Source organism: Amphibacillus jilinensis Y1 (assembly GCF_000306965.1).
GTDB classification, from domain to species: domain Bacteria; phylum Bacillota; class Bacilli; order Bacillales; family Amphibacillaceae; genus Amphibacillus_C; species Amphibacillus_C jilinensis.
In genome coordinates this window covers 1-19,108 of the sequence record NZ_JH976435.1, presented here as the reverse complement: position 1 = coordinate 19,108, position 19,108 = coordinate 1, and the positions used below count along the sequence as shown (strand labels likewise).

At 35.8% G+C, this 19,108-nt stretch carries 23 protein-coding genes; 7 read left to right on the top strand and 16 right to left on the bottom strand.

Translation table 11 applies throughout. From position 1 onward, the window contains the following. Positions 1-159: 159 nt before the first annotated feature. Together B494_RS20490 and B494_RS0106945 are read left to right on the top strand one after the other, a co-directional pair. Positions 160-273, top strand: a complete 114-nt coding sequence (locus B494_RS20490) for a YjcZ family sporulation protein (protein ID WP_017471662.1) — start codon at positions 160-162, stop codon at positions 271-273. Positions 274-612: 339 nt separating this feature from the next. Then, complete coding sequence (locus B494_RS0106945; RefSeq protein ID WP_017471661.1) at positions 613-972, top strand: response regulator; 360 nt, start codon at positions 613-615, stop codon at positions 970-972. 31 nt (positions 973-1,003) lie between these two features. Here the strand turns inward: B494_RS0106945 and B494_RS0106940 are convergent, their stop codons facing one another. From B494_RS0106940 to B494_RS0106910, 7 genes are all read right to left on the bottom strand, one after another. Then, on the bottom strand, positions 1,004-1,453 hold the full coding sequence (locus B494_RS0106940) for a Dps family protein (RefSeq protein ID WP_017471660.1): 450 nt from the start codon (positions 1,451-1,453) through the stop codon (positions 1,004-1,006). 60 nt (positions 1,454-1,513) lie between these two features. Further along, positions 1,514-1,774: a ferritin-like domain-containing protein gene (locus tag B494_RS21710; RefSeq protein WP_420884343.1), complete on the bottom strand. Its 261-nt coding sequence runs from the start codon at positions 1,772-1,774 to the stop codon at positions 1,514-1,516. Between the two features lie 643 nt (positions 1,775-2,417). Next, positions 2,418-2,996 carry a redoxin domain-containing protein gene (locus B494_RS0106930; RefSeq protein ID WP_017471658.1) on the bottom strand — a complete coding sequence of 193 codons (579 nt, stop codon included), beginning with the start codon at positions 2,994-2,996 and terminating at the stop codon, positions 2,418-2,420. 13 nt (positions 2,997-3,009) lie between these two features. Continuing rightward, positions 3,010-3,753: a cytochrome c biogenesis CcdA family protein gene (locus B494_RS0106925; protein WP_017471657.1), complete on the bottom strand. Its 744-nt coding sequence runs from the start codon at positions 3,751-3,753 to the stop codon at positions 3,010-3,012. A gap of 8 nt (positions 3,754-3,761) precedes the next feature. After that, on the bottom strand, positions 3,762-4,442 hold the full coding sequence (locus tag B494_RS0106920) for a hypothetical protein (RefSeq protein WP_017471656.1): 681 nt from the start codon (positions 4,440-4,442) through the stop codon (positions 3,762-3,764). Positions 4,443-4,486: 44 nt separating this feature from the next. Continuing rightward, positions 4,487-4,870, bottom strand: coding sequence for a DUF302 domain-containing protein (locus tag B494_RS0106915; RefSeq protein WP_017471655.1), 384 nt, complete (start codon positions 4,868-4,870; stop codon positions 4,487-4,489). A 33-nt stretch (positions 4,871-4,903) separates the two neighbouring features. Beyond that, positions 4,904-5,200, bottom strand: coding sequence for a rhodanese-like domain-containing protein (locus tag B494_RS0106910; RefSeq protein WP_017471654.1), 297 nt, complete (start codon positions 5,198-5,200; stop codon positions 4,904-4,906). 745 nt (positions 5,201-5,945) lie between these two features. On the opposite strand from B494_RS0106910, the gene B494_RS0106905 reads away from it, so the two are divergent. Continuing rightward, positions 5,946-6,281, top strand: a complete 336-nt coding sequence (locus B494_RS0106905; protein ID WP_017471653.1) for a thioredoxin family protein — start codon at positions 5,946-5,948, stop codon at positions 6,279-6,281. Between the two features lie 205 nt (positions 6,282-6,486). On the opposite strand, the gene B494_RS0106900 is transcribed toward B494_RS0106905, so the two are convergent. Further along, positions 6,487-7,185: a CBS domain-containing protein gene (locus B494_RS0106900; RefSeq protein ID WP_017471652.1), complete on the bottom strand. Its 699-nt coding sequence runs from the start codon at positions 7,183-7,185 to the stop codon at positions 6,487-6,489. Between the two features lie 421 nt (positions 7,186-7,606). On the opposite strand from B494_RS0106900, the gene B494_RS0106895 reads away from it, so the two are divergent. Together B494_RS0106895 and B494_RS19070 are read left to right on the top strand one after the other, a co-directional pair. Beyond that, positions 7,607-8,086, top strand: coding sequence for a PH domain-containing protein (locus B494_RS0106895; RefSeq protein ID WP_017471651.1), 480 nt, complete (start codon positions 7,607-7,609; stop codon positions 8,084-8,086). Further along, the gene (locus B494_RS19070; RefSeq protein ID WP_017471650.1) at positions 8,076-9,581 is read left to right on the top strand and encodes a PH domain-containing protein; all 1,506 of its coding nucleotides are present in this window, start codon (positions 8,076-8,078) and stop codon (positions 9,579-9,581) included. The genes B494_RS0106895 and B494_RS19070 overlap by 11 nt, the downstream gene beginning before the upstream one ends. A 138-nt stretch (positions 9,582-9,719) precedes the next feature. On the opposite strand, the gene B494_RS0106885 is transcribed toward B494_RS19070, so the two are convergent. Beyond that, positions 9,720-10,931: an EAL domain-containing protein gene (locus B494_RS0106885; RefSeq protein WP_017471649.1), complete on the bottom strand. Its 1,212-nt coding sequence runs from the start codon at positions 10,929-10,931 to the stop codon at positions 9,720-9,722. A gap of 22 nt (positions 10,932-10,953) precedes the next feature. Further along, positions 10,954-11,151, bottom strand: a complete 198-nt coding sequence (locus tag B494_RS0106880) for a hypothetical protein (protein WP_017471648.1) — start codon at positions 11,149-11,151, stop codon at positions 10,954-10,956. 234 nt (positions 11,152-11,385) lie between these two features. On the opposite strand from B494_RS0106880, the gene B494_RS0106875 reads away from it, so the two are divergent. Beyond that, on the top strand, positions 11,386-11,574 hold the full coding sequence (locus B494_RS0106875; protein WP_017471647.1) for a hypothetical protein: 189 nt from the start codon (positions 11,386-11,388) through the stop codon (positions 11,572-11,574). Positions 11,575-11,696: 122 nt separating this feature from the next. On the opposite strand, the gene B494_RS0106870 is transcribed toward B494_RS0106875, so the two are convergent. Beyond that, entirely contained in the window at positions 11,697-13,235 is a 1,539-nt protein-coding gene (locus tag B494_RS0106870; RefSeq protein WP_017471646.1) for a membrane protein, read from the bottom strand. 518 nt (positions 13,236-13,753) lie between these two features. Here B494_RS0106870 and B494_RS0106865 point away from each other — a divergent pair. Beyond that, positions 13,754-14,131 (top strand): YuzC family spore coat inner layer protein, encoded by a 378-nt coding sequence (locus tag B494_RS0106865; RefSeq protein WP_017471645.1) that lies wholly within the window; start codon positions 13,754-13,756, stop codon positions 14,129-14,131. Between the two features lie 333 nt (positions 14,132-14,464). Here the strand turns inward: B494_RS0106865 and B494_RS0106860 are convergent, their stop codons facing one another. From B494_RS0106860 to B494_RS0106840, 5 genes are all read right to left on the bottom strand, one after another. Beyond that, positions 14,465-15,178 carry a M23 family metallopeptidase gene (locus B494_RS0106860; RefSeq protein WP_017471644.1) on the bottom strand — a complete coding sequence of 238 codons (714 nt, stop codon included), beginning with the start codon at positions 15,176-15,178 and terminating at the stop codon, positions 14,465-14,467. A 536-nt stretch (positions 15,179-15,714) separates the two neighbouring features. Beyond that, the gene (locus tag B494_RS20980) at positions 15,715-15,864 is read right to left on the bottom strand and encodes a hypothetical protein (RefSeq protein ID WP_017471643.1); all 150 of its coding nucleotides are present in this window, start codon (positions 15,862-15,864) and stop codon (positions 15,715-15,717) included. A 7-nt stretch (positions 15,865-15,871) separates the two neighbouring features. After that, positions 15,872-16,519, bottom strand: coding sequence for a YczE/YyaS/YitT family protein (locus tag B494_RS0106850; RefSeq protein ID WP_017471642.1), 648 nt, complete (start codon positions 16,517-16,519; stop codon positions 15,872-15,874). A gap of 317 nt (positions 16,520-16,836) precedes the next feature. Continuing rightward, a complete protein-coding gene (locus B494_RS0106845) occupies positions 16,837-18,258 on the bottom strand; it encodes a 6-phospho-beta-glucosidase (protein WP_017471641.1) in 1,422 nt (473 codons plus the stop codon). Between the two features lie 308 nt (positions 18,259-18,566). Then, a partial coding sequence (locus B494_RS0106840) for a PTS transporter subunit EIIC (protein ID WP_017471640.1) occupies positions 18,567-19,108 on the bottom strand: 542 nt, incomplete at its 5' end.

The following is a 19,108-nucleotide window of genomic DNA, read 5'->3' as shown; positions in this document are numbered from 1 at the left end:
AAGCTGAAACGGCTTTTCCATACATATATCTTTTATAACAAGCTTAAATCACTTGCTTTACAACAGACTTTTTAATTGATCAAAAGAAGGCTTTTGCCCTAACATGATTTCATAACAGGCATATGCTAAAGTAAATCGAGGTTAAGGTGGTGAAAAGATATGTATGGATGCGGATGTAGCTATCCACAGCCTAGTCAGGGCTTTGGTGGCGGATTTGCTTTGATTGTCGTACTATTTATCTTACTCATAATTGTTGGCGCATCATTCTATTAAAAGCTAAAAGCGGAAACTGGTCAGTACAACTGACCAGTTTTGTTTATCACAGCTAACCGTCCGGAAACGCTCGCTGATTGATGATTCGTTTTTTATGATAAAAAACAGACAAAGCTTCAGCAAATAAATGAAATTTTATGGAGTTATAATTACATAGTAACAAATATAAGATGTATGTAACTATTTTCTGAAAGGCAGTCAAAATCTAATTCCCCATTGTTTAAAACGCGGAATTTTCTAAAGATTTTCCTCTCACGAGTAAAATGAATCGCTTTTTTTATTTTTTTTTGCTATTATGGAAACAGAGAGAGATTGACATGGATGGAAGGGGATAACCTAATGAATAGTGTATTAATTGTTGATGATTCTTCTTTCATGCGCACATGGATAAAGCGACTTATTCAACAAAATGGTTATCTAGTAGCTGGTGAAGCTGCAAATGGTTATGAAGCAATTCTAGAATATCGTAAATTAAACCCCGATATTGTTTTATTGGATATTCATATGCCAGAACTTATGGGGGTCGAGGTCTTAAGACGGATATTAGCAATTGATCCACAAGCTAAAATAATCATGTGTTCTGCTACCGGAACCACCTTTCTTATAGAAGAGTGTTTACAGATTGGTGCTAAAGATTTCGTAAAGAAACCTCATTTTGAAAACTTACTTACGATTATGGAAGCTACACTAAAAACATAAAGCCCGGTTTCATAACCGGGCTTTATGTTTTTTAACCTAAGTATGCTTCTAACATCCACATGTTCTTTTCAATCTCTGTTTTGTAACCGATAAACATGTCCTCAGTAATGTCATCCTCTGCCTCACCTGCTAGCTTAATGCCTTCTGCAAGATCTTTAACAAGGATGCCGAAATCTTCAAGTACACTTCTCACCATATCTGCTTGCTTCACTTCTTTAGTATACGGTGTTTCAGAGATGGAGGAATTATCAATAAATTCTTGTAATGTTGAAAACGGCTCCCCTCCAATTGTTAATAAACGTTCAGCAAACTCATCAAAATGTTCATTAATTTCATCATACAATTCCTCAAATTTCTCATGAAGAATAAAGAAATTTGGTCCTTTTACAAACCAATGATGTTGATGGAGCTTGGTGAAGAGCACACCATGTGTAGCGACTAACTTGTTTAAATGATCTTGTAATGCTTTATTTGCTGCCATTTTAAAAAACCTCCATAGTATTAATTAATTTATTTGTTTATACGGTATTTCTTCTTCCCATTATTGACAAAAATTAAACATTATTTTTAGATTCACCATGATTGTTTTTTCTAGATTACCAATAAACATATCCTCAGTAATATCATCAGCTGCTTTACCCGCTAATTCAATTGCCTTTGCAAGCTCAGAAGCTAATACTTGGTAATCACCTCGCACCGCTTGCACCATCTCCATTTGACTAAGTGCTTTCTTATAAGGTTGCTCTTTAATCAAAACAAACGAAATAAACTCCTGCAATGTGGAATATGGTGTTCCACCAATTGTTAATAATCGCTCTGCAAATTCATCAAAATGCTGATTTACTTCATCTCTTCAAATTTTTCATGAAGTACAAAGAAATTCGAACCTTTTACAAACCAGTGGTACTGATGCAACTTCACTTCGTAAACAGCACACCATATGTAGCAATTAACTAATTCAGGTGATCTTGTAGTAACTGTTTGTTGTTCATATCCCCCCTCTGTTATCATTTTATTTTTATTACTAATTTATAATTATTATAATATAATAATAAAAATAAGTCAACTTAATAATAATATATTTTTATCTCCTATTAAAAAGCTTGTATATAGGTTATTCTCATATGTTTTTAAGAAATACCATTTTTTAGAAATAAACAAACCTTCGCTCAGAGGTTGTTTGTCAACACTTATCTGGTGTAGATAGTTTCTTTTCTTAGTATATACATTATAATTATTATTATCAAATAGTTTAAGGGGGATTTTCATGTTTGTGACAGTAATTAATTGGACGCGGTAGCAATGACGTTTTGTTTACCCAACAGTGTTAATCACTGCATGTCGTTGACAACAGCGTATTAAAAATGATTAGACAATCAAGTTTTTCTTATGATGGATGCCTACACAAAGCGGCAAATTTGTGTGTGAGTAGAGGAAAGAACGTGTCACTCCATTTCACGTAGCGCTTGTACCATTTGATCATAATTCAAAGCACCAAACACTCTTTGCTGAATGATACCATTTGAATCAATCATAAAAGTTGTAGGAACGGGTCGAATCGCATAGAGCGATGACACTTCTCCTTGTTTATCTAGAGGAATAACAAAATTCAAATCATAATCCTGAACAAACGATTCAACATCCTTCTCACTTGATTCAGTCGTTGTAAGGTTGACAGCTAGAATTTCAACCTCTTGATTTTGATAAAATTTCTCCATATCAGGCATTTCAGCACGACAAGGTGGACACCATGTTGCCCAAAAATTCAACATTACAGCTTTCCCTTGATAATCAGCAAGCGTAATCGTTTCACCTGCTAAAGTCTCTAATTCAAATGGTGGTGCTTGGTCACCAATATTTATACCGACACCGCCATTCACATTCTCTTTCAATTGCTGAACTTCTGTTTCTTCAGTAATTGAAAATGAGTCCGTAGCTACTGGATCATCATGATCGCTCATATAATCATATATAGCCCAGCCAAACATAGCTAAAATAACAACCAATAATAGTATTTTTTTCAAAATTCACCCTCCTTTAACCTATGTTAGAAAACCATGTATCTTGGATTATACGCAAAATATAATTTGAAAAACGAGCTAGCTGACCGGTAAATAACAATAAACCAAAAATAACGATTAGCCCACCACCTAATTTCATGATCTGTTCACTGTACTTCACGATCCATTTTACATAACTCAAAAAAAAGGTTAAAAATAAAAAAGGTAGTGCAAAACCTATGATATATATACTCGTATACAGCGCACCTTCTGCAGGGCTTGATGCTGCTAAAATTAGAATTGAAGCGAATATAGGACCAATACATGGCGTCCACCCTGCCGAGAATCCAATGCCTACAAAAAAACTACCTAATACACCGGTTGGCTTCGTTTTAATTTGAAATCGCTTTGTTTTCATCAATGTCGAAAAACGGAACCATCCACCAACAACTAAGCCCATAACCATTAAAAAAAGGCCTGCTATTCGCTGAACCAAAACTGATGATGCTCCTGTTAATAGCTGGTGTAGCCACTCTCCAAACACCGTAGCACCCAAACCTAAACTAAAAAAAATCATTGATACGCCTAGCAGAAAAGAAATTGCATGAATGAAAAGTCTTACTTTGAGTTTAAGATTGCCTTTTTCCTGTAAATCCTTGACGCTGACCCCTGTAATATAAGATAAGTAACCAGGAAAAATAGGTAGTGTACAAGGTGATAAAAAAGATAATACACCTGCACTAAAAGCTAACCAAATAGTGATATCTACTGTACTTTCCATATAGCACCTTAACCTTTCAAAATGTTTTCTTTGCCATGACTTTTATAGGCATTATATAAGTAAATGCAGCCAACTATACCTATAATAAAATAGTAATAATTTGAAAGATAAAAACCAAACAATTGAACCTGACTAAATAAACTCAAAATAACATGTCCTAATCCCCATATTCCAACAATTAATGGATAGAATAAGTAACGATGATTGCTATCTTGATAAAAAATAATGACAAGTAAGAGGACAACGTGAAAGGTTAATTGATAGATAGATACTTGTCTATCTAATAATATTAACAAACCAAATAGGTAGACAAAGTTGGTTGACAATAATAGACGTATCACCCCATCAATAACAAAATGAGGTGAAAATGAATGGATTCGGAATTTTTTGTATGCATATAATCCACTTATTAAAGTAGCCAAATAAAATGCGTTAGCATGACTAGGGTGGGCAAGCACGGCTAACGGATCAGACAAAAATAATTCTATACGTAGAAGGACTTTCGCAGCAATTAAAGCTAAAATAAAGAAGCTCATCAAGTCAATAAGCAACTGCATATATACCCGCCTTAATGCTTTAGACAATGTCGTCGTGAGCAGAAAAAAGACAAACCCAGTAACAAGGCTTATAATTAAGAGAATATCCGAGCTTCTTATGACAAATGGGCCTAGTAGAATGGCTTGTTGCACGTTAACACATCCTTTGTTTCAATCAACAACACAATATACACTCATTATTTAACCTGATCAAGAACGTTGGTCAACGCCCGCTCAATCTCTTCAGCCAATCGTTCTAAGTGATGATCTCCTATCATTTGTGCCTGGATCGTTGGCCTCGGCATCCCTACCTTGGTTACACCATTAACCTGATAGATCACTAATTTACATGGTAAAAAATAATGGGCTAGCGGATTTTCATCAATTAATGTTTTGGCCTGCTTAGGGTTACACACTTCCAAAATAAGGCCTTCTTGATCATGATTGACCCCTTTTTCAGCTAAAGTTGCTTTTAAATCCAATTCCCATAATACACCGAATTTAATCGTTGGTAATGCCTCTAATAAAGTTTGATATACTTGTTCAACTGTTTTATCTGACGTTACAGTATAGTCATACATTTTAAAACTCCTTTCCTTTTTCAGCTCTTACTTTTATTCAAGCGGCCCGTTCCACATCATCATGCCACCTTCAACATTTGTTGCATCATAACCACATTCGTTTAAAAAGGTTACAGCATTTCCACTTCTGGCACCTGATCTGCAAACTACATAATAATGTTGCTCTTTATTAAGTGCATTAATTTGTTGAGGCAGTTGGCCAAGCGGAATATTAACCGCACCCGGGATGGTTCCATCTTCAAGCTCAAATGGTTCTCTTACATCTATAACATTTAACGGGGGATTTGATAAAATGAGTTTTTCTAATTCTACTCCATTAATTACTTTCATAATAACTGACTCCTTATTTATACGATATTATTTAACGATTGAATGACTCACCACTTTATTTCTAATAATGAATTTGAAGTGGGAGATGCCTAAGAACATATTGATTAGGCTATCCCTGTCGCACCGACAGTTAGAAGCTTTATCGCTTCAACTTCGATATTTTTACTTGCGTTAAGGTCACGACCATGGTCACTTGTGTAAGGCAAGATGCTTAACGTCTCTATGCCGATATCCACTACAAGAACAAAGTAAGTTTTTGACTATAGCCAACCGACATTCCCCTCCTACTTACACACTGGAATACACCGTTCATCTGCCTTGAAGTAGGTGTCTTCTGGCGGAAATTAGATAAAATGAACCTTCAATCAATAGTGGGATTCGTTCTTCGCCTATTGATTGATCGTTGAGTGAATCAAGCCATTAGCGTCCGTGGTCACCTGCCTAAATAGATTTGCTCTACGTTCTAATTCTATGGACGATTGTCTGTGATAAAAATTTCATACTGTTTATTTTATACCCATATAGGTATTTAAGTCAACCTATTTGTTTATAAAGTCGAATCTTTAACTGATCATGTTTTTTTGTGCATATTTGGAAAATAAGCGTTAATTACTGATGATAAAGCGAACATTCAATTAACAGACGTTTTACGAACATCTGTGATAAACCTGTTGATTTGCTTTTCTCTTAAGAACATGCTTAAATAGCTCTGAATTAGACGTTAACAAATAAAGGAGAAAACACGATGACATCATTTGCTATTTTAAATACCCTAGAAGCAGTCGATCAGTTTATTAACGAAGAACAATTAACTTTTCTTTATCTCTCTAAAACGAATTGTAGTGTATGTATAAGTTTGCTTCCGCAAATTGAACAGGTTCTCCATCGTTATCCTACGATTAAACCCGCTTATATCAACATTGAACAGGTGCCTCAGCTCGCCAGTCGATTTCAAATATTCACCGTCCCTGTATTATTGTTGTTTATCGATGGAAAAGAATACTTGCGCGAAGCACGTATTGTTGCAGTTGATGCGTTTAACGATAAAATCAAGCGTATTGTAAAGCATTTCCCACAATAAAATGAACTTTCAATCAAATCAGTCGGTGTATCGTTCTGCTCCTGCTAATTGGTCGTTGAGTGAATCGGGACATTAGCGTCAGATCATTTCTGCTCTCTACTTTGTAAAGGGGTTTTACCGAAGGTTATCTGTGATAATCTAAATTACGTTCTGAACATTCATTTTTTGTATATTAAGGTCTCTCTTTAAATAGCTTTACGCATGATTACGGAATGTCAATTAGATCATGTGGAGATACCATACCTAGTAGGTTTTGGTTTGCTTTTCCCTCTTCTGTAATAAGCAAAGCATCTAAACGTTGATGTTTTTTTATATTGTCTATAAATAATGCTTCAGCTTGGTAGATGTCCATTGTTTTTGGAACAAAACGATAATGACTAGTTTTCTTCACATCTTTTGCGATTTCCATTATCTTTGTCCTCAGCAATTGCTGGACATCTCCATTCATCTGCTGAGCGATCCAATGCAGAAGTGTTTTATCCGTTAATAAACCAATAAATTGTTCGTTTTGATAAACCGGAAATTGCGAATATTCCGTCTCCTTAACCATAGCCAGTACATTACTCAATTCCAAATCAGCTTGTAAAACCTTTAGCTTTTTTTCAAAAGTTGGAATAATTTGTTTGGGTGCTGTTATTTGTTCAGCAATCCATTCAATTGCCTTAACAGTATCGATATACGGATTAGCAATAGCATAATTCATTTCTGTTCGCTCATGTACAATCGCATTACGTAATTCTGAATATTCAAGTAGGTCCTGATGATAGCGATTAATGACAGCACTTCTTTTCTTTAGTTGATGAACAGCTCGGTGAAAAGGGATATAACGGTCTTCACTTAAAATTTTGTCAAAATGTTTCTCAATTTTATTAAATGCCACCAAAAAGCGTTCAGCATTTTGCATTATATTCACTCCTCGTTAGCTTATCTTAATGGGTTAAGCGGAATAGCAAACTTAAACATCTCACAGATTTATTCATTCTAATAGTGGAGATTGGGCGTCTAAATAATAACTTCAGTGTTTTATTTTACAGAAAAAATGGATTTAATCATTAGTATAACAGGGCACGAATAAAAAATTCATAAAACGAACAACCAATCAGCGGGGGTGTTTTCTCCCACAGATTGGTTGTTGAGTGAATCAGGACATTAACACCCACCAAAAACAAATGAGCTCTGCTCTCTATTTTGTGACGGTTGTTTTAGACGATTTGTGTGATAAAGGGACTGAACCACAGTATTATTAAATTCCAGTATTACCTAGTCATTTGTGAATAATTGAGCTATAATTGAGAAGATAAAAAGATAGAAAGGTTGTGTTTTTCTTGCGTTATCCACCAAATCAAAGAATTGCATCTTCTGCAATTAAAGTTTGGAAAATACATGGACTTATTTATTCCATTATTTTAATGTTAATCACCACAGGTCTATTTATTACAGCTTGGCTGTTTGAGTGGAGCTATTGGTTTGGCGGTCTTAGTCTTAGCTTAACCGTGGTTATTATATTGCTGAGCATCATTTTAATTCCCCCACTGCGCTGGCGGCGGTGGCGTTATCAACTTTATGATCAAGAAATTTACATACAACATGGTATGATTATTGTTAAACGCACACTCGTACCGATGGTTCGGGTTCAACATGTTGATACTAAGCAAGGCCCGATTTTGAAAAAATTTAATTTAGCTAACTTAGAAGTAACGACGGCAGCAACCACTCATGAGATTCCGGCTTTAAGTGAAACAGAAGCTGAACAATTGCGTGATCAAATATCGATATTGGCTAGGGTGGAACAAGATGACATTTGAACCTAAACGCCTTCATGTTGCTGCGATTATTTTTATATTTTTAAAAACAATGAAAGAAACCCTTTTATTATTATTTTCACTTATTATTATATTTGGTCGAGAACAATTTTTTACTTATTTATTGATTGCAACAGTTACAGTCGCATGTTCTATAATCATATATAGCTGGCTTAGTTGGTTAAGATTCACTTATTCGCTTGATCAAAATGAGTTGAAGATTGAGCGAGGAATTATTATTCGCAAGAAACGGACGATTTCTAAGCATCGTATTCAGTCGATTCATTTAAGTCAAAATGTTATTCACCGACTGTTCGGGTTAACCCAGTTACAAATTGAAACAGCAGGTAGTGATATGAATGTCGATGCTAAATTAACCGCTATTTCAATGGAGGAAGCACATGCACTTAGAAATCAACTAAAGTTTGATCAGCAAAATCAGGATGTGACAGATGTAACAGACACTTATGACTATGATTATATTCTTGATAATCAAGTGCCAAAGTATGAAGCAAGTTATAAGCGATTATTTGCTTTCGGCTCCACTTCTGGTGGTTTCGGTGTCATTGTGAGTATCTTGCTTTTTGGTATTTCAGAGGCAGAACTATTTATCCCAGATGCCATTTATCAATCTACATCAGCTTGGCTTTTCGCTCAAGCACTGGGGACCTTAATCGCACTATCAATGATTCTATTTATATTGATGTGGCTTTTAGGTGTGCTAGGTTCAATTATTAAATATGGAGACTTTACTGTGGTGCGCTACGAAAAAGAACTCTATATAACAAGAGGACTCTGGGAAAAGAAACAACTGTCGATACCACTTAAGCGTATCCAGGCAGTCGGCATTAAGCAAAACATCATAAGACTGCCTTTTAAATTAGCTACAGTTTACCTAGAAGTTGCAGGAGGAGAAGTCGATCAAAGTGAAAATATGCGCACGATTATCTTTCCACTTATTAAGAAATCTGAATTTCAGACGTTTCTAACGACAATGTTACCTGAATATCAACACACCATTACTGAGATACACCCTGTGTCCAGACGTTTATTTTATTATCAATGGTGTCTTCTTTTATTAGGAGCATCTGTAGTACTTACCACTACTTTATTATTTGTTCGCCCATTCTGGTGGATTAGCGGTCTATTTTTATTAGTTGGCAGTATCTATTGTTACTTAGATTACCGAATGGCAGGCGTTCATTTAACCAAACAGCAATTAACGATCCAATCGATGTTACTCTTATCTCGAGAAACAGTATTTTTAAAACGAGATCGCATTCAAGCTCTTGAATTAAAGCAAAGCCTGCTTCAGAAAAGACTTGATATAGCAACGATGCGTACTTCTATCTTAAATAACTTTATAGGAAGGCACTATACAGTTAGTGGCATTAAACAATCGATTCACAATGACGTTACCGACTGGTATTCCTACCGAAGTGATTATTCATTGAACCAAGTTGGCATCGATTTAGATATCGAAAGTAAACGAGAATAGTATGATGAAGCCAAATCACAACACTGCATGTCGTTATGATTTGGCTTCACATTTTCATTTATTTGTTCTCATATACTCGTTACGCAAAATTTCAATACATGTCGCTTACTATCGATTCACACTGTATTTGTCCTAACACTAAATTAAGAAACAATCATTCTTATATATAAAACGATAAGCTATATCGATAAATATAAAATAATCTTTTGATAAAGGGAAGCTTAATGTTCGAATCCGTTCACGCGTTTCAATATCTGCATAGATCTCTGATAACATCGCCCGATTCCAAAGTCGCATATGCATCATGTTTGTTAAGTAATAAGGACGAAAAGCCCAGTTTGCTCCTATATAATCACTTTCAAAATGCCACTGATTCGCTCTTTTATGGTAATTTGCTGATATTTGCTCACCATTACTATCACAAATATAAATACGAAAGCTTTCATTATGAAAGACTTCTCCTACTTTTTCTAGAAATGGATTAACTTCATTTAACTGCCAACCGTCCTCTACAAGCTCCATTAACTGTTTTTCCCAATCAACTATCCAGTTTAGTCGTGTCTCAACTAACTGTTTTTGACGTTTTACAAAGCTAGCTGTTTTTTGTGAGATATCCACATCAATCGTTGAACTATTTAGATTTCCGCTATGTATATCGGACAAATAAAAACCTTGATAATAACGTCCTCCATGCTTCCATGCATAATAGTGTAAGAAATCATCTTCAATATTATCAAATAACAGTGCTGCTCCAATCCGATCAGCCAGTTGTTCAAAAGAATAGATAATGTCATCATAGCCTTTTGAATCATAGCTACCAATAATGCGTGTATTCATTTTTAACACATTAGGCTCTAATTGTCTGATCCGATCTAAATTAGCTGTTCTAGCCCCCAACTGGTCAATCGCTATTTGAATACCACAGCTCTTGTAATAAAGGAGAAGGTGATACAGCTGGTCATAGTAGATATCTAAATCGTGTTCTTTTATTTGCACAATAACCCTTTGCAATGGAAAACCAGCTTCACCAAAAGCATTTAAACACTCAAGTAATGGTTCTCCATCATCAATTAACCATTCTTCAGCCGTCCAATGAATCATTAAGAAAAGCGAAGGCTGATGAAAGAGTTGAGGTAATGCTTGCGTTAATACATGTTGATTCACTTCTAATTTGTATTCCGCAGGCACTTCCTTATCTTCAAAAAAAGAATCTAAACTCATTAATCGATTCCCCTCAGCGCGTCTAGCAAACAATTCATAGCCTGCAATTTCATGGGTAACTGCACTGACAATAGGTTGATAAGCAGGTATAATATCATTCAATTTATCCATTAGCTCTATTGAGTCCATTTAAAATCCCCCAAAAAACCTTTTATTCGGTTTGTGTATTGATTTTTTTGAAATAAAAATAAAGGAGTACATTTAAAAGCACACCTATAAATAAAATAAATAGTACTGATACCGTCATCACATTAAACCCGTACTCGATCATACTAAATATAAAGAAAAAAATAAGTAACAACAATTGAAAAACAGCCAAGTACATAAAACGATGATACTTTTCGAACATGCTTTGGGCACTCCTTCACACAATACTTATACCTATTATAGCATGATTATTAATGTTTTATCTATTAATACTATCAAAAAGCTTTAACTACCAAAAGTCGCTCTGTATGTTGAGATTAGCTCATTAATAGCCTAACTTGACAAACGTTATATAATAATAAAGGTAGTAGGTTTTAGTTATTAATACCTAGATAAAAAATTTAAATCTGTTTCCATTACCGAAAGGAGTAGCATTATGTCATCTATAGCTATTCTCGCTGCTGCCATTTTCTTTTTCTTGACAGCCATGACCAGTCTTTTTATGTTTATAAAAGGATATGGAAAGAGCTATTTGGTTATTACATTGATCACACTTATACTCGTTTACTTAATTTTCGGTTTATCAGAATTAAGCTCGGATGCACTAACGTTTTATTTTTACTGATAAACGTTAAAACCCTTGTGGTTCATCTCAATAAAATATAGTAGCTACCCAAAAGTTAACGTTCGTCTAACGCTTGTGGGTAGCTTTTTTGGCAAGTGAAATGAGATTTTTTTTAGTCTACATCAATTAACAAATAATGAAATCATTAACCCAATAACACCAATTGCACTAATGACATACACTGTTTTAATCGGCATCTTCCCACCATCTTTCATCGCCTTTCCAAACATGAAAAAGACAACCGGGTGAACAAGAAATGGCATAGAAAAGATAAATGGAATTAGATTAGCCGACTCAGCACCAAACATCCCTTCTTGAATAGCTGCAAATAAACCAAAGTGCGAGATCGCAGATGCTTGCGCCATACCAGTGTAATTAAAAGCAATGGTACTTAATGTTAACAAAAGTAAGCCACCAAATACAGCTACGAGTTGCCAGCCAAATGAAAATTGCATAAGTGCTTTAATCTCTTTGGCGTCATCATGATTAGCGACTCGTAAATGCCTTAAAGCCAAGATAGTGAAAACAAGCCCAACTGCAACAATTAACAGTGATGGCCAGATCCATAACGCCCCATTTTCCGCACTTATCGCTAATACTGAAAAAACAAAAACATGACCAAAAAATGGAATGTTAATCATAATTGGCGCTCGACTCGCAGCTTGAGTACCTAAATCGCCTGCGGTACAAGCGCCTGTTAGTCCCGAATGTGACAGTGCACCAGCCATTCCTGGTGCTAAATTTCTAACATGATTTGTTTTAGCGAAAAACATTAAAACAGCAATACCACCGAACATAAAGAACAATTGACCAAAGAAACCGTAAGAAAGGACAGCACCCATCCCTTCAATGGTAAAAGCCTCACCTATCCTTGAACCCCCGACCATAAAATTACCTGCTAAAACAACAGGAATTCCAGCAAACAACAACGCTTTAATCGTTGGGCCAAATGACCAACGATAGAGAATGGCACCTGCTAAAGCAGAGACAATCATCGCAAAGAAAATTTGTGGCAGTGCAATCACCGATTCAATCGTTTCAGCTACTAAATAAGCCACATATAAAACAAATATAATACCTATTATTTCTAAAATCCCTTTTCTAATATATAAGGACTTATTGGTAATCGTTGCGCGATTATCAATAAAAATAACCGATCCCACAATACCTATATATGCTATTAAGGGATAGACATCACTTAATGAACTTGTACTCGTGCCTATTAATGTTCTCGTCGCACCCTCTATTCCAATTAACAAAAAGAAAGCACGAATGATCATGACAATTTGAGTCCGTGTCGTCCCTAATACCGCTTCTTGCGATGACGGGATCACCATATCTTCATTTTTTAGGGGCTTATTTGAAAAAATTTTTCTTAGTTCTTGTCCACCCACAAAAAACGATACAATTAACGCAATAATCGTTGCTGAGGCTACCATATTAACCATAGGAAATGCTGCTATTCCTGGTTCAGCAACCCCCGTATGCACAAGAATATAACCCATGGACAAACCAAAAATAACAATAATTAAAATAGGTGAATAACGCGTACCAGCAACAACTGTTCGTGCAATAAGCACCATCGGAATAATTAAAAATAGAGTAATCCAAAATTGATTCAATAAATTCAAACTAGCAAACTGCTCCACCATTAATTCCATTTCATACCTCCATGACAATAATGTAAATGCTTGCATTAATAGCTTACGTGATTTAATACACTTTGTAAACATAAAACTTGATAAAACAAACCTTCAATCAGGAAGTGTTGTGTGCATTAGAACATGATCGTCCATTAGCGCCACCTTAATTGATTGAATGCTGTTCTCTCTTATCAGCCGGGCGACTCCCGGACGGTTATCTGTGATAAAGTCAGTTTTTATAATGATGCCAAACACTGAATTTTATTATATAGCTACTGCAGAACTTTAACAGTTAAATAATTAATAACAAGAACACGATCCGCATAAACTCTATAATGAATACTCACAAAGCTAAGTAAACCTCTAGACGCTTGCACACTCTCTCACCTGTATAGTTAGTACAGTAGCTATTACAACACCATTGATTTATACCCTTATGTTTAACCCCAGTTCTACGTTTACTAATAGTATATTTAGAATTAACATAAGCTTTTTGGTATTCGCAAACAATAAATACAGGTAGCAGGAGGTTCATTATGTATTACAGACCTATTGTTTTCTCTTATCCTCCGTCTATGTTTAATTATTATCCCTTTTATTTCATACGAAATCCATATCGGGTCTATCCAGAAGTTGATACAAGTATGTTTCTACAGTCAATATCAACCTTGAGAGCAATTTCCAATGAACCGATTATGATTTTAGACAAGTTATCTGATCAGACTTTTAGTCATCAATTAATAACAGCAGCACAAGCAGATCAATCTGACGAGGTTGACCGTCTATTCCAATCGATCGGTACAACCAGTGATATAACAACAAATTACAATCCTACAGGCATTTCAATAACCCTAAGAAGTGATCAAAATGCATCCTGTTGTTATTTCACCATCTATCTAAGATGGGGACGATAAGCCCCCATGCTCATACCGTCTAACATATGACAGTTTCATTGGAACAAACATGTCTCAACACTAAAATAGGTTGACTACTTCACATAACTATCATGGAAAACGGCTTTCTCATTATAGACCAATCTTCATCAGTAGCTGTATTTATTATTTGCCCACTGATTGGTCGCTGCGTGAATCAGGACATTCGCGTCCGTTATCATCCACCTTAATAGATTTACCTCTGTTCTCCTATTTTGAGGTGGATATTTTACGGACAATAGTCTGAAATTAAATATTGCTTTAACAAAATATCTCTTTTCTGTCGTAATGGAAATGATAATTATATTATATCCATCATTCGTTTAGCCTCGGACTGACAACCGCACCAGCCCCCGGAAAGGCTTTTTTTACAATAGTTGGATCGCTATCCCCTTTTCCCCATTGATTAAATGCATTAAAGTAAAGAGGCACTCCCTTTGTATTAAAAAAGTCTAAACTTGTCATCGCTTGAATATGAGGTTGAGTTGAGTTACCTGAATTTCCGCAATTTGCAATATGTTCGCCGACGGATACATGATCTCCCTTTTTAACTAAAAGCGAATCTAACTGTAAATGGACGATTGCGATATATACATCCAAATGATGTGGTGAAATAATTATATAGTTGCCAGCAATTGCTGCAGGACCTTTACGAAATCTTTCCTTTTGCTTGATCGCATAAGGTATTAATGTAAGCAATGAGCGACGCGCTTCATGATCTGGTTCCCCATTATGAATACGAACTACTTCCCCTGAAACAGGTGAGACAACAGGTTTACCAAATGCATAGAAGATTTCAGGCGATTCGGTCCCAATAAATGTTCGCCAACTTTTCTCAGGGCTTGTTCGATTCTGTTCATCAACAGCGATAAAGTCGATAGCATATCCTACACCAAACATGTCTGTGCCATGACTTGGTATTTGTTTTGCAGGAGTTGATCCTACTAACCACCTCCCCGTAAAAGGAAGAGATCCTGTTACTCCGAAAACATCATTATTTAATGTATCACTTGATTCATTATCATACATACTTAACATCCCCCTAGAATAGCGACATTAAAACTGCCTGGATTTTTTTGGCAACATGCTCAACTTTAGCAAAAATTCACTGTTGACACACTATAAACTAATAATTGCCAAACATAGTCGTCCGTTTTGATAGCGATTCCAAAAAAGAAATCTCCACGCTTATTATGAAGAACAGTGATAAAACGAACCTCAATCAGTGACCAATAAATACTTGTGTTGCTTTCAATCTATTACTTATTTTCTGTGATAATTGAAGTCCATCCACTGCTTGATTCCTAATAACTTATTGCTAATCCCTTGATCGTTCTCACTACTCCCCTGACATCCTTAACCTTCAGTAGTTAATTGATGTGTAACACCACAATGAACTGTTACAATCCAGATAGTCCGCTCCCTAATAGGCTATTTTCTGCGGGAGAAAACCTATCAGGGATGCGGTCATTGCAATTTTTCAATTTGTAATCCACCTTCCAAACAGATGGGGACCCTTATTATCTTTAACAAGTGGATCAAATACAAGCGACCAGTCCTATTTTTCAGCCTCCCGTTTGATATCCAGTCTCAGTTGAAAATTCTTGATTGGTAATCGTGTAAGCGCCAATACAAAAGCTATCAACATGTGCTTCTTTCGTCGGACCCTCACCGCCTTCTTTAAAACGCTCTTCATCATTTATTCCCCGCCACATCCTAGGTTTATATTGTTTTCTTTTTAGCTAACAAAACATCATATCTATGCAAAAACGGCTCGGAAATGCGTTTATTGTGAAAGGTCACCATTGGACCTAGAGTTACGGCAATCAATAATGTGCCAACGCCAACGACCGCACCGAATAGAAAACCAATAACCACAGCTAATATATCAACCGCTAATCTTGCTTTTGTAAAAGAAATGCTTTCATTTAACATTTTCATAATGATTAATGGCAGCGCATCATAGGGTGCTACCCCTAATTGAGCAGTTATATAGAGGGATAATCCAAAGCTTGCGATCATGATTCCTAACAAAAGTAAAATTAACTTAACGATCATAGACGGTTGAGCGACATTTAATTGGTTATAACTGTATACGATAAAATCAGCAATAAAACCGATAGCAACCATATTGACAATTGTCCCTAATCCGATCAAATGTCTACCATAGACAATAATAACAATAAACAGTAGCGCATTAAATAGCAGCTGGTAAAAACCTAATGAAAGCCCAAGTGTTGAACTAATCCCTAAATTCATCGTAGCAAACGGATCTGTACCTAGCTCAGCTATAATAAATATCCCTACCGCTAAGCCCAATAAGAGATTCCCGATTAACATCATAAATAGTTTAGCCTGCAATTTGTTCATTTAATATTTCCCTTCGTCATGAGTTATCTTTTAATCATTCATTACCACATTCATTATAACGGATTGAGAAAAAAATGTCCTAAAGTAGCAGAACGGCATAACAATTATTAGTCCTGGTGGCATGTTAGCACTAGGGAAAAGCTTGATGTGTTTTAACCATTCTGGTATTTTATACGATATATATATCCTATTCGTCCGCCTAACAAAACCGATAGGACATTTATAATCGGTCTTATCAGCATTTCCCACCACTTCTGATACACCTCTATCTCACGCAAAAAACATGCTAAGTTAGCCTTAGCATGTTTTCCTGTCTATTATAATTGTTCCCCATTTGTTTCGATGACTTTTTTATACCAGTCAAACGATTTTTTCTTATAACGTTTACCTGTACCATTACCCTCATTATCACGATCAACATAAATGAAGCCGTAACGTTTCTTCATCTCGCCAGATCCTGCACTAACAAGGTCAATACAACCCCATGACGTATAACCGAGTAATTCAACACCGTCATCAACCGCTTCAATCATTTGTTTTAAATGTTCGCGCATATAGTCTATCCGATAATCATCTTCTACCGTACCATCTTTTAATTCATCCACTGCGCCAAGACCATTCTCTACAATAAATAGTGGCTTTTGATAACGGTCATACATATTATTCATCGTTACACGTAAGCCAACAGGATCAATTTGCCATCCCCACTCAGATGCTTCTAAATGTGGATTCTTTAATGATTTAAACGCATTACCTGATGTATCTCCCTTATACTTCTCTGGATCTGCACTCGTTAAGCGTGATGAATAGTAAGAGAACGAAATAAAGTCAACTGTGTATTGTTTTAATAGCTCTTTGTCACCTTGTTCAACTTCAAGCTCAACACCAAGCTCTTTAAACATTCGATTCGTATAAGATGGGTATTCTCCTCTGGACTGAACGTCTATAAAGAAATACTGTTTGCGATTATCATGGACAGCCTTCATCATATCATTAGGATGACAAGAATAAGGATAAACTTCTCCTGCCGCTAACATACAGCCAATCATGAAATCTTCACCGTTAATTTCTTTCGCTGCTTTTGTTGCTAAACTTGAAGCCACTAATTGATGGTGAGCAGCTTGAAATTTGACTTGATCTGCATTTTCATTCTCATCAATAATTAAGCCTCCACCGAAAAATGGGATGTGAAGTAGCATATTGATTTCATTAAACGTTAGCCAATATTTCACTTTATTTTTGTAGCGCTCAAGTACAACTTTAGCATAGCGCTCATAGAAGGTAACTAACTTGCGATTACGCCATCCCCCATATTCTGTTGTTAAGTATAGTGGCGTATCAAAGTGATTAATCGTCACTAATGGTTCAATACCGTATTTCTTACACTCGTCAAATAAGTCATCATAAAATTTTAGACCCGCTTCATTTGGTTCCGTTTCATCACCTTTTGGAAAAATACGTGGCCATGAGATAGACGTACGAAAAACTTTGAAACCCATTTCAGCAAAAAGCTTAATGTCTTCTTTGTAAGTATGGTAAAAATCAATTGCTTCATGACTTGGGTAGTGATCATATGTTGTATTTAAGGCTTTATTAGGATTTGCTAATGCGTCCCAACGTTGTTGTCCAGATGGCAATACATCTACGAGCGCCATCCCTTTTCCATCTTCTTTATACGCACCTTCCGCTTGGTTAGCTGCGATCGCACCGCCCCATAAAAAATCTTTTTGTAATGGCATATTAGATTCCTCCTAAGTAATTTATCTCGTCTATTTTTAGTATAGGTAACTTATTTATTGATGAAAAGGATAACAAGTGAAATTGTTGTCACAATTAAATGTAACATGTTACACTTGATCACTTTAAAGTACTAACCTGAAAGATGTCCATGGCAAAATGATAACGTCTAATGAATAATCCTTGTTTCTTTAGACTTAATAGCGATATCACTACCAGTATAATTAAACAAAAACCGAATGATTTATATAAATCGATATCATTCGGTTTTGCTTACTGTATTTACTTTTGGCTAATAATTGCGTTAAAGTTATTGTTTAGCAGCTTCTTGTTCGTCAGCATATGCTTGCTTATCAATAACACGGAAGAACGGATAGTATATTAACGCTGTGACAACAATCATCAAAATTTGCACCATTAGGATAACAAAACCACCTTGCAAAATAGCGTTAAAGAACGCTGGTGTACCTAGTGGTAAGTGTGCCCCTGCCAATTTCGTAATCATCCCTGATGCCATTAAGAAGTAAGGAATAATTACAGCAACTAAAGGTGCAACTACAAATGGAATTGCCAAATATGGGTTTAAAACAATTGGCAAACCAAAGATCAGTGGTTCATTAATTCCGAAAATGGTACCAGGTAATGAAATTTTACCCAATGTTCGATATCGCTTACTTTTTGCCATAAAGGTCATAATTATCGCTAGACCTAAAGTCGCGCCAGATCCACCGAGTAACATAAACAATTGAGCAAATGCTGTATTAACAATATTCGGCAACTCTTGTCCCGCTGCCATCGCATCTAAGTTTTCCACACCTAGTGGCATCCAAATACTTAAATAAATAGGTAAAA